This window comes from Streptomyces sp. NPDC047072, from assembly GCF_040643855.1.
In the GTDB taxonomy this organism is placed as follows: Bacteria; Actinomycetota; Actinomycetes; order Streptomycetales; family Streptomycetaceae; genus Streptomyces.
This window is the reverse complement of record NZ_JBEYVC010000239.1, coordinates 1-13,694: the sequence shown is the minus strand read 5'-3', so window position 1 is coordinate 13,694 and position 13,694 is coordinate 1. Positions and strand designations below refer to the sequence as shown.

Here is a 13,694-nt window from a genome sequence, read left to right as displayed (position 1 = left end):
GCCCCATCGCCGCGCGGACGGTCTCCTGCGCCTTGTACGGGGCGCCCGCGTAGTCGTACCCGGCCTCCCCGAAGAATCAGACGCTGAGCCCGGCCACCAGCGCGGTGGCGAGAGAGGCGGGTACGCCCGCCGCGGTCAGAACGCTGACCGCGGCGGAGCGGCCCGCCTCTTCGGCGTTCAGTAACCCGTCGTTCACCGCCTCCATCACCGCGAACAGCATCTGCTCGTGCACGTACGCGAGCGCCGCCGCCGGCAGCGGGGAGACGAAGGTGCCCCGGTCGAGGCCCCGCTGGAGCAGGTGCGCGCAGGAGTCGCGGATCGGGGTGAGGCGCTCGCGGATGCCCTGCACGGTGACGGTGCGCTGGGCGAGCCCCACCAGCAGCCGGTAGCGGTCGGCGATCTCCCAGACGGCGAGCACCGAGCGGGCCACCGCCTCCGCGGGATCGTCCACGCCGTCACGGCCCGACAGGTGGGCGGCCGCGAGAGCCTCCACCGCCCCGTCGGTCAGCGTGCCGATCAGTGCCTCCCTGCTCGGAAAGTGCCCGTACACCGTCCGCCGTACGACACCCGCGGCGCGCGCGATCCGGTCCATGGACGCGTCGGGGTCGCGCAGCAGCTCGGCGAGAGCGACGTCGAGGATGCGGCGGCGGTTGGCGTCGGCACGACTGGTGCGGCCCGTGGTCATGGCGGTCATTGTGCCCCCTCCGTCACCCAGTTGCACAGTATTGTGCAGTAAGTGTACTGATCACCGTGACTCACCGAACTCTTACCCGTTCCCACTAGCGTGCTGTCCCCGGCGGCACGCTCTTGGGTTCGGAGGCACACGGGGGATGAAGATCGACTGGGACCGGCGGACTTGCGCGCGCCGCGGGCATGTGACGTACGCGCCGGACGAACTCCGGCTGCGGGAACGGCTGTTCGCGTCGACCGCGCTCGGGGACGCCTGGCGGTGTCTGCGCTGCGGGGACTTCGCGCTCGGCGAGCCGCACGGCTCCGGGCCCGCGGACCACGCACCGCTCGTGCCGCGCGGGAAGGTGCTGCGGGACCTGTTCATCCTGCGGTTCCTCGCGGTCGAGCGGGCCGTGCGCGGGGTGTTCATCGTGCTGGTCGCGATCGCCGTGTGGAAGTTCAGCAACAGCCAGGACGCGGTGCGCCGGCTCTTCGACGAGTACCTCGACGTCTTCCGGCCGGTCTTCAGGCACTTCCACTACGACCTCGACCACTCGCCGATAGTCGGCACCATCCAGAAGACCTTCGGCTACGAGCACGACACGCTCGTCCTGGTGGCGGGGCTGCTCCTGGCGTACGCCCTGATCGAACTCGTGGAGGCGGTCGGCCTCTGGTACGCCCGGCGCTGGGCGGAGTACCTCACGGTGGTCGCGACCGCCGCGTTCCTCCCGCTGGAGATCTACGAACTCACCGAGCGCATCAGCTGGTTGAAGATCGCCACGCTGGTCCTGAACGTTCTCGCGGTCCTCTACATCCTCCTCGCCAAGCGCCTCTTCGGCCTGCGCGGCGGCCACCGCGCCTTCGAGGCGGAACGCCAGAGCGCGTCCCTGCTGGAGGTGGAGGAGGCGGCGAAGGTGGCCGCGTAGAGGGGCCGTTCAGCGGTGGCTCACCACGTTGACCACCCGCCCGTTGGGGTCACGGACGAAGAACCGCCGTACGCCCCACTCCTCGTCCTGGAGCGGGTGGACGATCTCCGCACCGCCGGCCCGCACGGCCGCGTAGGCCGCGTCCACGTCGTCGACCTCGACGCTTAGATCGGGGGAGACCGGGGCGGTCAGGTCGGCGGTCATCACGCTGACCTGGGCCGTCGGGTGGGAGGGCGAGGCGAGGGTCATGATCCAGCCGAGGTTCATGACCTCCTCCAGGCCCAGCAGGCCGTAGAACTCCCGGCTCTCCTTCGCGGCCTCCGACTGGATGACGGGCATGACGCGGCGAACGGTCATCGACGACTCCCGGTGAGAACGGATCGCGTACGTACCAGGGTTACTACGCCGACGCGGTCGCCGCACGTCCTCACGCCCAGGGGTCGGTGATCTCCCGGAGCAGGGTCAGTGCCTCCCTCAGTTGTTTCATGCGGCGCTTGCCGAGGTGCTCCTCCCACTCCCTCTCCACCTCGGCCACCACCCCGTCGGCGACCTCCTTCGCCGCCTGGGCCTTGGTCGCGATGCAGACCAGGCGGGCCCGTCTGTCGGTGGGGTCCGGGGCGCGGGTGACGTAGCCCGCCTTCTCCAGCTGGTCGACCAGGAAGCCCGCGGTCTGCTTGGTGATCTGGGACTGTTCGGCCAGTTCCGTAAGCCGCGTGCCGTGCGGGCCGACGCGCTGCAGGACCCGGGCCTGGGCGGGGGTGAAGTCGTCGTAGCCCGCCTCGGCGAGCGCCGCGAAGACACGATTCTCCAGGGCCCGGTACGGGAGGAACAGGAGCACGCCCGTGTTGAGCTCGCTCTCCGCCACCATGCTCGACGCTCCCTCGCGCTGCTTGACATCGGTCAGAGTCTCTGACTACTTTGGTCAGAGAAGCTTACCACTTGAGTGGGTGATTCCCGTGGGTGCAGTGCTGGGGACCGACGAGCTGTGGCGGTACGTCGACCAGGAGCGGGCGAGTCTGGCCGACCTCCTGGAGGGCCTCGGCCCCGCGGAGTGGGAGACGCGCACCCGGTGCGGTGACTGGCGGGTACGGGATCTCGCCGCGCATCTGACGATCGCCGCGCGCTTCAGCTACGGCCAGGTCGTACGGGAGATGCTGCGCGCCCGCGGCGACTGGAACCGCATGATCCACGACTCGGCGGTCCGTGAGGCGGAGCTGCCCGTCGCGGAGATCGTCGCCAACCTCCGCTCGATCATCGGCTCCCGGCGCCTCGCCCCGACCACCTCACCCCACGAACCCCTCCTCGACCTCCTCGTCCACGGCCAGGACATCGCCCTCGCCCTCGGCAGGCACCGCCCGGTGGAGCCGGAGGCCGCGCGGGACGCCGCCGAGCGGGTGTGGACCATGCGCTTCCCGCCCCGCCCCTGGCCCCTGCCGAAGGCACGGCTCGTCGCCACGGACATCGAGTGGGCGCGCGGCGACGGCGAGGAGATCCGGGGACCGGTCGCCGCCCTGCTGCTCCTGCTCACCGGCCGCCCCGAGGCCGCCCGCGAGTGGGCCGAGCACACCGGGGAGCCGTGGACGGGGGTCACGACTCCCCGGTGACACCTCCCGCGATGCGGCGGATGGTGACGTTCTGCAGGGGCGCGGGGCCGTGTTGAGCTTGCGGCAGCCGCCGCGTGGGCGCGATCAGCCCCGATCGGCTTGCACCCGCCAGCCGGCGGAAGCCCTCGAGCCATTGGGTGAACCTCACGGCTTCCCCAGCGTTTCGGCAACAGCCTGCGGCAGCCAGCGGTGGACGTCCCCGAAGGTGAAACCCAGCCGCCCGGCACGGGAGTTGGACATGGCGTAACGGCGGCGGAAGGAGAGCGGTGAGGTCGCGCCGACCTCGACCGTCCGGAACACCACACGGCCCTCGGCGAGTTGCGCGGCCACCTCCTCGCACAGCCCCTCCGTGTCCAGCAGCCCGTGGGAGGCCGCGTTCACCGGCCCGGTGAACTCCGCGCCCGCCGCCCAGAACAGGAAGTCGGCGATCTCCTCGACGTGGATGTAGGTGGCCGGCTGGTTGTCGGCCGGGACGGCGATCGGCGAACCGGCCCGGATACGGTCGGCGTAGTGGGCCAGCCGCCCGGTGAAGTCGTCCGCGCCGCCGAGGACATGGGCCACGCGGACCGCCGTAAAGGAAAAGGGCGGGTCCTCGGCGAGTACCGCCTCCGCCTGTCGCTTTCCCTCGCCGTAGTGGGATTCCCGGAATTCCGGTTCGTGCCAGGGGAGTTCGAGGTCGACGGAGACGGCCGCCGGGTCGACGGCGTCCTCCCGGACGGGCGCGATCGAGTCCTCGTACTCGTACACCTCGACCGTGGACGTCATCACATAGCGCCGGGTGCGGCCGGCGAAGACCCGGCGGGCGAGGGCCGCCTGGCGCGGGGTGTAGCAGACCTGGTCGAGGACGACGTCGAAGGTGCGTGAACCCAGCGCCCGCACAAGGGAGTTCTCGTCATCGCGGTCGGCGGTCAGGTGCCGTGTCCCGGCGGGCAGCTGCGACGAGCCGCGGTTGAGGACGGTGACCCGGTCCCCGGCGGCCAGCAGCCGGGCGATCAGCCGCTTGCCGAAGTAGCGGCTGCCGCCGATGACCAGTACCTCTCGGGCGTTCTCCATGACCATAATTCTCCCGGCGCACACCGCTGAACCGAAGGGGGAACCATGGGAGTTCAGGCCGTGCCACCGAAAGAAACAAGAAATCTGCGGGCTACCGCCGACGAAACGTCGTTCGACGCAGTGGACCGGCAGATCCTCCAGCTCCTCCAGACCGACGGGCGGATCAAGCTCAGCGAGCTGGGCCGCCGGGTGCGGCTGAGCCCCGCCGCGGTCACCGAGCGGGTGCGGCGGCTGGAGGCGGCGGGCGTGATCAGCGGGTACGGCGCCCAGGTCGTCCCCGGCCGGCTCGGCTACGGCATCCAGGCGTTCATCCGGGTCAGCCCGCACGGCGGCTACACCCTCAGGCACCCGAGGACCCTGGAGCTGATCGAGCGGCCGGAGATCACCGAGGTGCACCACGTCGTCGGCGAGGACTGCTGGATCCTCAAGGTCGCCGTCCGGGACACCGTCCACCTGGAGGAGGTCCTCGAAGCGGTCTCCGCGCTCGGCCGCACCACCACCTCGATCGTGCTGACCTCCCCGGTGGAGCACAAGCCGCTCTTGCCTTGACGTCGGCGTCAAGGCTTACGTTCGTACGCATGCGAATCGGCGAGCTGGCCGCACGCGCCGGGACCACGACGCGGACGCTGCGGTACTACGAGGCACGGGGACTGCTGCCCGGACGGCGGGGCGAGAACGGCTACCGCACGTACGACGAGGCGGACCTCAAGCTGCTCCGGCAGATCCGGACCCTGCAGGACTTCGGGTTCGACCTGGAGGAGACGCGGCCCTTCGTGGAGTGTCTGCGGGCCGGGCACGAGCAGGGTGACACCTGCCCCGCCTCCATCGACGTCTACCGGCGCAAGCTGGCCGAACTCGACTCCCTGATCGGGGAGTTGCAGGCGGTGCGGGCGAAGATCGGGGTACGCCTCGCGCTGCTCGACGATGCGGATCCGATGTGCGAACTGGGAGGACGGGAACAGTGATCAGGGCAGCGGGCGTGACCGAGGTGACCGACACGGACTTCGAGGCGGAGGTGCTGGGCAGCGAACTGCCGGTGCTGGTGGAGTTCACCGCGGACTGGTGTCCGCCGTGTCGGCAGATGGGGCCGGTGCTCAGCGCCCTCGCGGCGGAGGAGGGGGAGCGGTTCAGGGTGGTCCAGCTGGACGTGGACACCAATCCGTTGACGACGAATGCGTACCGGGTTCTTTCGATGCCGACGTTCATGCTTTTCCGGAAGGGAGAACCGGTGAAGTCGATGGTGGGAGCCCGGCCGAAAAGGAAACTCCTCGAAGAGCTTTCCGAAGTGCTCTGAGCTGCGCAAGAGAAGACCCCCGGGCGTTGCGCCCGGGGGTCTTCTCTGCGTATATTCGATGGTTCGCGACTTGATTCGGGTCAGGTCGCGAAGAAGTCCAGTGGGCACAGTATATCTGCGCGGGAGTGGAATTGTCAAACAGCGATGAAATTAGTGGTGAGCAAGAATTCATCGACGGACTGTACGCGCGTGTGGACGCCTTGCGCGGCGACACCGAGGACGGTGTCAGGGACGCGCTCGCCCAGGGCAACACGCCCATGCAGGCCCGGCTGGAGCGGGACATCCTGGTCGCCGAGCGGTCGGGGCTGCTGGCCGCGCTCAACGCCGTCGACGGGTCGCTGTGCTTCGGGCGGATCGACCTGACCGCGGGCGGCGGTCATCACATCGGACGCATCGGGCTGCGCACCGACGACGCCGAGCGGACCCCGGTGCTGATCGACTGGCGGGCCGACGTCGCCCGGCCCTTCTACCTCGCCACCGGGCACACGCCCATGGGGCTGCGCCGCCGCCGGCACATCACCACCGAGGGGCGCAGCGTCACCGCCCTGCACGACGAGATCCTCGACCTGGGCGACGAGGAGCGGACCGGGTACGAGGACCCGACCGGCGACGCCGTGCTGCTCGCCGCGCTGAACTCCGCGCGCACCGGCCGCATGAGCGACATCGTGCAGACCATCCAGGCCGAGCAGGACGAGATCATCCGCGCACCCCACCGCGGGGTCCTGGTCGTCGAGGGCGGGCCCGGCACCGGCAAGACCGCCGTCGCGCTACACCGCGCGGCCTATCTCCTCTACGAGTACCGCGAACTGCTCGCCAAGCGGGCCGTCCTGATCGTCGGCCCCAACCCCGCCTTCCTCGGCTACATCGGCGAGGTGCTGCCCTCGCTGGGCGAGACGGGGGTGCTGCTCGCCACGGTCGGCGAGTTGTTCCCCGGGGTGAAGGCGACGGCGACCGACTCGCGTGCGGCGGCCGCGGTGAAGGGCCGTGCCGACATGGCGGACGTCCTCGCCGACGCCGTACGCGACTGGCAGGCGCTGCCCGACCCGGTGATCGCCATCGAGCACGACCGGGAGGTCCTGATGCTCGACGACGGTCTGGTGAAGGTGGCGCGCGAGAAGACCCGGGCCGCGCGGCTGCCGCACAACGTGGCCCGCGAGCACTTCGAGGGCCACATCCTCAACACGCTCACCGAGCTGTACGCCGAGCGCGTGGGCACCGACCCCTACGACGGCAGCAGCCTGCTCGATGCCAGCGACCTCACCCAGATCCGCGACGAGATCGCCGAGAACCCCGAAGTGTGGGCGGCCATCGACCAGTTGTGGCCGCGGCTGACCCCGCAGCGGCTGGTCGCCGACTTCCTCGCCGACCCCGTCGGCCACCTCCCCGACGAGGACGCGGCCGCCATCCGCCGCCCGGTGACCAGGCGTTGGACCGTGTCGGACGTGCCGCTGCTGGACGAGGCGGCCGAACTCCTCGGTGTCGACGAGCGGTTGGCCAGGGCGCGGGCGGACCGCGAGCGGGAGACGCAGGTCGCGTACGCGCAGGGTGTGCTCGACGTGTCGTACGCCTCCCGGACCTACGAGTTCGAGGACATCGACGAGGAGAACTCCGAGGTGCTCTCCGCGCACGACATCATCGACGCCGAGCGGTTCGCCGAGCGGCAGGAGGAGGACGACCACCGCAGCGCGGCCGAACGCGCGGCGGCCGACCGGACCTGGGCGTTCGGGCACATCATCGTCGACGAGGCGCAGGAACTCTCCCCGATGGCCTGGCGGTTGCTCATGCGGCGCAGCCCGACCCGCTCGATGACCCTGGTCGGCGACCCGGCGCAGACCGCGGAGGCGGCGGGCGTCGGCTCCTGGGAGCGCATCCTTCAGCCGTACGTCGAGGACCGCTGGGAGCACACCCGCCTCGGCGTCAACTACCGTACGCCCGCCGAGATCATGGACCTCGCGGCAGCCGTCGTACGCGCGGAGAACCCGGACTTCGAACCGCCGAGTTCGGTCCGTTCCACCGGCGTACGGCCCTGGGTGCGCGGCACCGACGACCTGCCCGCGGCCGTCGCCGAGGCCGTGACCGAGCTGACCCCCGCCGAGGGGCGGCTCGCGGTCATCGCCCCGCGCCATCTGCACCGCAGGCTGGCGGCCCGGCTCGACGGGGTCACGGCGGGCGCCGAGCCCGACCTCACGCGGACCGTCGTACTCCTCGACCCCCGGCAGTCCAAGGGACTCGAGTTCGACTCGGTGCTGGTCGTCGAGCCGGCGCTGTACGGGACGAGCGACCTGTACGTGGCGCTGACCCGGGCCACGCAGCGGCTGGGGGTGCTGCACACCGGGCGGCTGCCGAAGGGGATGGACGAGGGGACGGGCGGGGAGATGGGCGACACATCCGCAGAAGTCATCACCAAGCCGTAACAGTTCGCGCTTCGATCACTGCGTGTGCACGGCCGGTGCGGTAAGCGTGTGCGTATGAACGTCCACGCGCACGCGACCCCGCCACCGGCCGACGGCACCCCGCTCGGGTCGCTGCCCGTCGAGCCGCTGCTCACCGCGGAGTTCGACGTCGATCCCGGCGCGGTCTACGAGCGGCTGCGCCACACCTACGGCCCGGTCGCGCCGGTCGGGCTGATGGGCGTGCCGGTGTGGCTGGTGCTCGGGTACACCGAGGTCACCGAGGTGCTGCGGAACGAGATCCAGTGGCGGCGGGACGTGCGGTACTGGCGGGCCCGGGCCGAGGGGCGGCTGCCGCGGGACTGGCCGCTGCTGGCCGGGTACGAGGTGCGGCAGACGATGTTCATGGACGGCGAGGAGCACCGGGCGGCCCGCCGCACCCTGCACTCCGCGCTCGGCCCCTTCCAGGACACCCGCAGCCCCGAGGGCTGGGAGCTGCGGGCCGCCGTCGCCCGGTACGCCGACGAACTCGTCGGGGTGCTCGCCGCGGAGTCGGGGTCCACGGGCTTCGCCGACCTCGGCGCGCAGTACACCCGGCCGCTGTTGCTCATGATCACGACCAAGTTGTTCGGCTGCCCGGTGGAGTTGGGCGACGAGTTGGTCATGGACCTGTGGCGGATGCTGGACGGCGGACCGGACTCCGGCCCGGCGACGGGCCGGGCGCTCGGGGCGTTCATCCGGCTCGCCGCGCACCGGCGGGCCCGGCCCGGGGACGACCTCACCTCCTACATGCTGCTCGCCGACCCGGAGTTGAGCGACGAGCAGCTCGGGCGGGAGCTGTTCATGAACGCGGTCTACCTCAACGACATCACCGGCAACATGGTCCTCAACACGCTGCTGGAGGTGTTGCGCGGCAACGCGACGGTCCGGCGCAGCCTGTCGACCGGGCAGCTCGGCGAGACGGTCAACCGGGCGGCCCTCGCCAACCCGCCCGTGGCCAACATGTGCTTCCGGTTCGCGGCCCGGGACGTACAGCTGGGGAACGTGTGGGTGCGGGCCGGTGACGTCGTCTCCCCGTCGGCCGCGGCCGCCCACCGCGACCTGCTGGCGCTCAGCTCCTCCCACATGGTCGGCGCCACCGTCTCCACCCGCGCCCACCTGGGCTGGGGCGCGGGACCGCACCAATGCCCGAGCGCGGCCCGCGAGTTGGGCGGCCTGATCGTCACGACCGCGGTCGGCCGCGTCCTCGACCACTTCGCCCGCGCGGAACTGACCCTCCCCCCGGACCAGTTGCCCTGGCGCTCGGGCCCGGTGGTCCGGGGCCTCAAACTGCTGCCGGTGCGCTACGAGTTGGCGGCGGGCGTCGTGCCGGTGCGGCGGCCGGAGCCGGGCGAACCGGCGGCGCAGGTCACCGACGGCTACGCCCGACGGCTGCTGTCGGTGTTGCGCCGGCTCATGCCGTAGGGCCGGCGGATCAGACCTCTAAGCCGGTCGCAGCCACACCGTCGCCAGGGGTGGCAGCGTGAGTTGGATGCTGGCCGGGCGGCCGTGCCAAGGGGTGACCTCCGGCTTCAGGGCGTCCGGGTTGGCGACGTCCGTGCCGCCGTACTTGGCGAGGTCGGTGTTGAGGGACTCCAGCCAGGCCGGGACGTCGTCGGGGGCGCCGAGGCGGTAGTCGTGGCGGACCACGGGGGAGAGGTTGGAGACCGCGAGGAGCGGGGTGCCGTCCGCGTCGTGGCGCAGGAACGCGAAGACGTTGTCCTCGGAGGCGTCCCCGACCACCCACTCGAAGCCCGCCGGGTCGGTGTCGCGCTGCCAGAGCGCCGGGGTGTGGCGGTAGACGGTGTTGAGGTCGCGGACGAGGTCGCGGACCCCGCGGTGGTCGGCTTCGGCGCCGTAGGCGGGGTCGAGGAGCCACCAGTCGGGGCCGTGGGCCTCGGACCACTCGGCGCCTTGTGCGAACTCCTGGCCCATGAAGAGGAGTTGTTTGCCGGGGTGGGCCCACATGAAGGCGAGGTAGGCGCGGAGGTTGGCGCGCTGCTGCCACCAGTCGCCCGGCATCTTCGACACCAACGAGCGCTTGCCGTGGACGACTTCGTCGTGGGAGATCGGCAGGACGTAGTTCTCGCTGTACGCGTACACCATCGAGAACGTCATCTCGTGGTGGTGGAACTTGCGGTGCACCGGCTCGTGGGCCATGTAGCCGAGCGAGTCGTGCATCCAGCCCATGTTCCACTTCAGCCCGAAGCCGAGGCCCCCGAAGCCGCCCGGGCCCATGTGGTGCGTGGCGCGGGTGACGCCGTCCCAGGCCGTGGACTCCTCCGCGATCGTCACGACCCCCGGCACCCGCCGGTAGACCGTCGCGTTCATCTCCTGGAGGAAGTCCACCGCGTCCAGGTTCTCCCGGCCGCCGTGCACGTTCGGCACCCACTGCCCCGGCTCGCGCGAGTAGTCGAGGTAGAGCATCGAGGCGACGGCATCGACCCGCAGCCCGTCGACGTGGAACTCCTCGCACCAGTAAATGGCGTTGGCGACCAGGAAGTTGCGCACCTCGCGGCGGCCGTAGTCGAACTCCAGCGTGCCCCAGTCGGGATGGGCGGCCCGCAGCGGATCCTCGTGCTCGTACAGCGGGCGCCCGTCGAACTCGGCCAACGCCCAGTCGTCGCGCGGGAAGTGGGCCGGCACCCAGTCCATCAGGACGCCGATGCCCGCCTGGTGCAGCGCGTCCACCAGGTACTTGAAGTCGTCCGGCGTGCCCAGGCGCGCGGTCGGCGCGTAGAAGCCGGTGACCTGGTAGCCCCAGGAGCCGCCGAAGGGGTGCTCGGCGACCGGCATCAGCTCGACGTGCGTGAAGCCGAGGTCCTTGACGTACGCGGGGAGCTGCTCGGCGAGTTGACGGTACGTCAGTCCCGGGCGCCAGGACGGGAGATGGACCTCGTACACCGAGAACGGTGCCTCGTGCGCGGCCGCCCCGGAGGCGCGGGCGTCCATCCACTCCGTGTCCTGCCACTCGTGGTGCGAGGCGTGGATCACCGAGGAGGTGTTGGGCGGGACCTCGGTGCGCCGGGCCAGCGGGTCCGCGCGCAGTGTCTTCGAGCCGTCGGGCCGGGTGATCTCGAACTTGTACAGCTCGCCCTCGCCGACACCGGGCACGAACAGCTCCCACACCCCGGAGGAGCCCAGGGAGCGCATCGGCAGCGCCGAGCCGTCCCAGAAGTTGAAGGTGCCGGCCACGCGCACCCCTTGGGCGTTGGGCGCCCACACCGTGAACCGGGTGCCGGACACGCCCTGGTGGGTCATCGGCCGCGCCCCGAGCGCCGTCCACAGCTGCTCGTGCCGGCCCTCGCCGATGAGATGCAGGTCGAGATCGCCGACGGCGGGGAGGAAGGCGTACGCGTCCTCGACGTCCTGGACGTTCCCCTCGTACGCGAGGAGCAGGCGGTAGGACGGGACCTCGCCGAGCGGCAGCAGAGCGGAGAAGAAGCCGTCGCCGTCGTCGTGCAGCTCGGCCCGCAGCGTCCCGGCGACCACGGTGACGGACAGCGCGTACGGCCGGAAGACCCGGAAGGCCACCCCGCCGGGCACCGGGTGGGCGCCGAGCACGGAGTGGGGGTCGTGGTGGGCACCGGCGAGGAGACGGTCGCGGTCGGCGCGGTCGAGGGCGGGGTCGACGGGTGCCTCCGGCGGGGGGACGGGGGTTGCCGCGGGCGCCTCTGGCGGGGGGACCGGGGTCGCTGCGGGTGCCTCCGGCGGCAGGACCGGGGTTGCCGCAGGGGTCTGCTCGGCGGGGCTCTTCTTCGCGGCGGCCTTCTTGGCGGCGGCCTTCTCGGCGGGGCTCTTCTTCTCGGCGGGTTTCTTGACGGCGACCTTCTCGGCCGCAGCCTTCTTCGCGGCAGCCTTCTTCTTCGGGTCCGAACCGCTGGGGGTGGGCGGGGTCACGTGCGGTGCCTCCTCGGCGAAGAGCGGTCAGGTGAGGTCGGTCGTCGCGTACCGCGCCACCGCGGACAGCGGCACCGGCAGCCAGTCGGGGCGGTGCCGGGCCTCGTAGACGACCTCGTAGATCGCCTTGTCGGTCTCGTACGCGCGCAGCAGCACCGGGTCGGTCCGCGGATCGACCCCGCTGACCTCGGCGTACCCGGAGCAGTACGCGGCCCGGCAGGCCTCCGCCCAGCCCGGCACCGGCAGGTCCGTCGAGTGCGCCGCGTAGTCGAAGGAGCGCAGCATCCCCGCGACGTCCCGGGCGGTCGGCTGCGGCAGCCGGCGTTCGGCGAGCGGCTTGGACGGCTCGCCCTCGAAGTCGATCAGCGACCAGTGCCCGGTCGGCGAGCGCAGACACTGGCCGAGGTGCAGATCGCCGTGGACCCGCTGCGCGGTCCAGGTGGTGCCCTCGGCGGCCAGGTCGGCGAGCGCGGTGAACGCGGAGTGCAGGGCGGGTGCGTACGGCCGTAGCGCCGGAACCGCCTGTACGGCCGCCTCCAGCCGCTCGATCATGCCGTCGACCAGCGGCTGGAGCTGGGCGTGCCCGAGGGTGACCGTCGGCAGCGCCCGCGCCAGCGCGGTGTGCACCTCGGCGGTGGCCCGCCCCAGCGCACGCGCCTCCGCGCCGAAGTCCTCGCCCTTGGCCAGCTCCCGCAGGGCCAGCTCCCACCCATCGGTGGCGCCCTGCACGAAGGGCTGGAGCACCCCGAGGACGTACGGCTCCTCGGCCGACTCCGCGCGCAGCCAGCCCGCCGGCGCGGGCACCCGGGGGCAGCCCTCCCGGGCCAGCGCCAGCGGCAGCTCCAGGTCGGGGTTGACGCCGGGCAGGACCCGGCGCAGCAGCTTCAGGATGAACGTATCTCCGTAGACGACCGACGAGTTCGACTGCTCGGCGGTCAGCACCCGTGGGACCAGGCCGTCCCGGATCTCCTGGTGCGGGTCCCGTTCAAAACGCAGCCCGCCGATACGGGCTCCGGTGCGGATCGCCTCCAGGAGCAGCTCGGCGGGCAGGGGGTCGTGAAGGGCGTCGTACGCCGTACGGCCGGCGAGCGGGCCGTCCTCGACATGGCCGATGAGCGCGGGCGCCAGCCTCGGGGGCAGCGCCTCGCGCGTGCCTATGAGGAGCTGGTAGCAGTCGCCGGGGTGCGGTGGAGCGCCGACCGTGAGCGGCTGGTGGACCCGGACCAGCAGGTGGTACAGGCCGAGCTTCGCGGTGGGCGGCAGCAGTTCGGTCGCCGCCACCTCGGTGAACCCGGTGACCGGGCGTCCCTTGCCCGCGAACCAGCGCTGCCTCGGCAGCCACTCGCGCAGGAGTGGATCAAGGGAGGCGAGGAGGCCGGGACTTGTCGTGGCGGTACGGGTGACGGCTTCCGACATGGCGTGGCGTCCTTTCCCCGGGCTGGCTGGTCGGGGTGTTACTGATGCGTGCCCCGGGCGGGACGGTGGAAACCGCCCCGCCACGAGTGCCGGGTGGTTACGCGGTCTCCTTGCGCAGCCGGAACCAGTAGAACCCGTGCCCGGCCAGGGTCAGCAAGTACGGCAGTTCGCCGATGGCCGGGAACCGCACCCCGCCGAACAGCTCGACCGGGTGCCGTCCGTTGAACCGGCTCAGGTCCAGCTCGGTGGGCTGTGCGAAGCGCGAGAAGTTGTGCACGCACAGGACCAGGTCGTCCTCGTACTCCCGCAGGAAGGCGAGGACCGCCGGGTTGGAGGAGGGCAGTTCGTCGAAGGTGCCGAGGCCGAAGGCGGGGTTCTGCTTGCGGATCTCGATCATGCGGCG

General features: G+C 71.4%; 14 protein-coding genes. 7 read left to right on the top strand and 7 right to left on the bottom strand.

The window, feature by feature from the left end:
- Positions 1-76: 76 nt before the first annotated feature.
- Entirely contained in the window at positions 77-694 is a 618-nt protein-coding gene (locus ABZ896_RS48725; RefSeq protein WP_360944538.1) for a TetR/AcrR family transcriptional regulator, read from the bottom strand.
- A 136-nt stretch (positions 695-830) separates the two neighbouring features.
- Between ABZ896_RS48725 and ABZ896_RS48720 the strand changes: the two genes are divergently transcribed.
- Positions 831-1,595, top strand: a complete 765-nt coding sequence (locus tag ABZ896_RS48720; RefSeq protein ID WP_360944535.1) for a DUF2127 domain-containing protein — start codon at positions 831-833, stop codon at positions 1,593-1,595.
- 9 nt (positions 1,596-1,604) lie between these two features.
- Here ABZ896_RS48720 and ABZ896_RS48715 read toward each other — a convergent pair whose 3' ends face one another.
- Together ABZ896_RS48715 and ABZ896_RS48710 are read right to left on the bottom strand one after the other, a co-directional pair.
- Positions 1,605-1,952 (bottom strand): VOC family protein, encoded by a 348-nt coding sequence (locus ABZ896_RS48715; protein ID WP_360944532.1) that lies wholly within the window; start codon positions 1,950-1,952, stop codon positions 1,605-1,607.
- 70 nt (positions 1,953-2,022) lie between these two features.
- Entirely contained in the window at positions 2,023-2,463 is a 441-nt protein-coding gene (locus ABZ896_RS48710; protein ID WP_360944529.1) for a MarR family transcriptional regulator, read from the bottom strand.
- A 79-nt stretch (positions 2,464-2,542) separates the two neighbouring features.
- Here ABZ896_RS48710 and ABZ896_RS48705 point away from each other — a divergent pair, with 79 nt between their 5' ends.
- Entirely contained in the window at positions 2,543-3,199 is a 657-nt protein-coding gene (locus ABZ896_RS48705) for a maleylpyruvate isomerase family mycothiol-dependent enzyme (protein ID WP_360944526.1), read from the top strand.
- A gap of 144 nt (positions 3,200-3,343) precedes the next feature.
- On the opposite strand, the gene ABZ896_RS48700 is transcribed toward ABZ896_RS48705, so the two are convergent.
- Entirely contained in the window at positions 3,344-4,258 is a 915-nt protein-coding gene (locus ABZ896_RS48700; RefSeq protein ID WP_360944523.1) for an NAD-dependent epimerase/dehydratase family protein, read from the bottom strand.
- A 39-nt stretch (positions 4,259-4,297) separates the two neighbouring features.
- Here ABZ896_RS48700 and ABZ896_RS48695 point away from each other — a divergent pair, with 39 nt between their 5' ends.
- From ABZ896_RS48695 to ABZ896_RS48675, 5 genes are all read left to right on the top strand, one after another.
- Entirely contained in the window at positions 4,298-4,801 is a 504-nt protein-coding gene (locus ABZ896_RS48695) for an Lrp/AsnC family transcriptional regulator (protein ID WP_360944520.1), read from the top strand.
- Positions 4,802-4,830: 29 nt separating this feature from the next.
- Positions 4,831-5,217: a MerR family transcriptional regulator gene (locus ABZ896_RS48690; RefSeq protein WP_360944517.1), complete on the top strand. Its 387-nt coding sequence runs from the start codon at positions 4,831-4,833 to the stop codon at positions 5,215-5,217.
- 14 nt (positions 5,218-5,231) lie between these two features.
- On the top strand, positions 5,232-5,546 hold the full coding sequence (locus tag ABZ896_RS48685; protein ID WP_360944514.1) for a thioredoxin domain-containing protein: 315 nt from the start codon (positions 5,232-5,234) through the stop codon (positions 5,544-5,546).
- 149 nt (positions 5,547-5,695) lie between these two features.
- Positions 5,696-7,960 (top strand): ATP-dependent DNA helicase, encoded by a 2,265-nt coding sequence (locus ABZ896_RS48680; RefSeq protein ID WP_360944541.1) that lies wholly within the window; start codon positions 5,696-5,698, stop codon positions 7,958-7,960.
- Between the two features lie 54 nt (positions 7,961-8,014).
- Positions 8,015-9,400, top strand: coding sequence for a cytochrome (locus tag ABZ896_RS48675; RefSeq protein ID WP_360944511.1), 1,386 nt, complete (start codon positions 8,015-8,017; stop codon positions 9,398-9,400).
- A gap of 18 nt (positions 9,401-9,418) precedes the next feature.
- On the opposite strand, the gene glgB is transcribed toward ABZ896_RS48675, so the two are convergent.
- The 3 genes from glgB to ABZ896_RS48660 all read right to left on the bottom strand — a co-directional run.
- A complete protein-coding gene (gene glgB, locus ABZ896_RS48670; protein WP_360944509.1) occupies positions 9,419-11,875 on the bottom strand; it encodes a 1,4-alpha-glucan branching enzyme in 2,457 nt (818 codons plus the stop codon).
- Positions 11,876-11,902: 27 nt separating this feature from the next.
- Complete coding sequence (locus ABZ896_RS48665; protein WP_360944506.1) at positions 11,903-13,291, bottom strand: maltokinase; 1,389 nt, start codon at positions 13,289-13,291, stop codon at positions 11,903-11,905.
- Positions 13,292-13,388: 97 nt separating this feature from the next.
- Positions 13,389-13,694: alpha-glucosidase C-terminal domain-containing protein (locus ABZ896_RS48660; RefSeq protein WP_360944503.1), on the bottom strand; the 306-nt coding region annotated here is incomplete at its 5' end.

Bases quoted from the DNA above. Each gene is read 5' to 3' on its own strand.
- ABZ896_RS48715 (WP_360944532.1), bottom strand. From the start codon at position 1,952: ATGACCGTTCGCCGCGTCATGCCCGTCATCCAGTCGGAGGCCGCGAAG.
- ABZ896_RS48720 (WP_360944535.1), top strand. From the start codon at position 831: ATGAAGATCGACTGGGACCGGCGGACTTGCGCGCGCCGCGGGCATGTG.
- ABZ896_RS48695 (WP_360944520.1), top strand. From the start codon at position 4,298: ATGGGAGTTCAGGCCGTGCCACCGAAAGAAACAAGAAATCTGCGGGCT.
- ABZ896_RS48665 (WP_360944506.1), bottom strand. From the start codon at position 13,291: ATGTCGGAAGCCGTCACCCGTACCGCCACGACAAGTCCCGGCCTCCTC.
- ABZ896_RS48675 (WP_360944511.1), top strand. From the start codon at position 8,015: ATGAACGTCCACGCGCACGCGACCCCGCCACCGGCCGACGGCACCCCG.
- ABZ896_RS48690 (WP_360944517.1), top strand. From the start codon at position 4,831: ATGCGAATCGGCGAGCTGGCCGCACGCGCCGGGACCACGACGCGGACG.
- ABZ896_RS48710 (WP_360944529.1), bottom strand. From the start codon at position 2,463: ATGGTGGCGGAGAGCGAGCTCAACACGGGCGTGCTCCTGTTCCTCCCG.
- ABZ896_RS48700 (WP_360944523.1), bottom strand. From the start codon at position 4,258: ATGGTCATGGAGAACGCCCGAGAGGTACTGGTCATCGGCGGCAGCCGC.
- ABZ896_RS48725 (WP_360944538.1), bottom strand. From the start codon at position 694: ATGACCGCCATGACCACGGGCCGCACCAGTCGTGCCGACGCCAACCGC.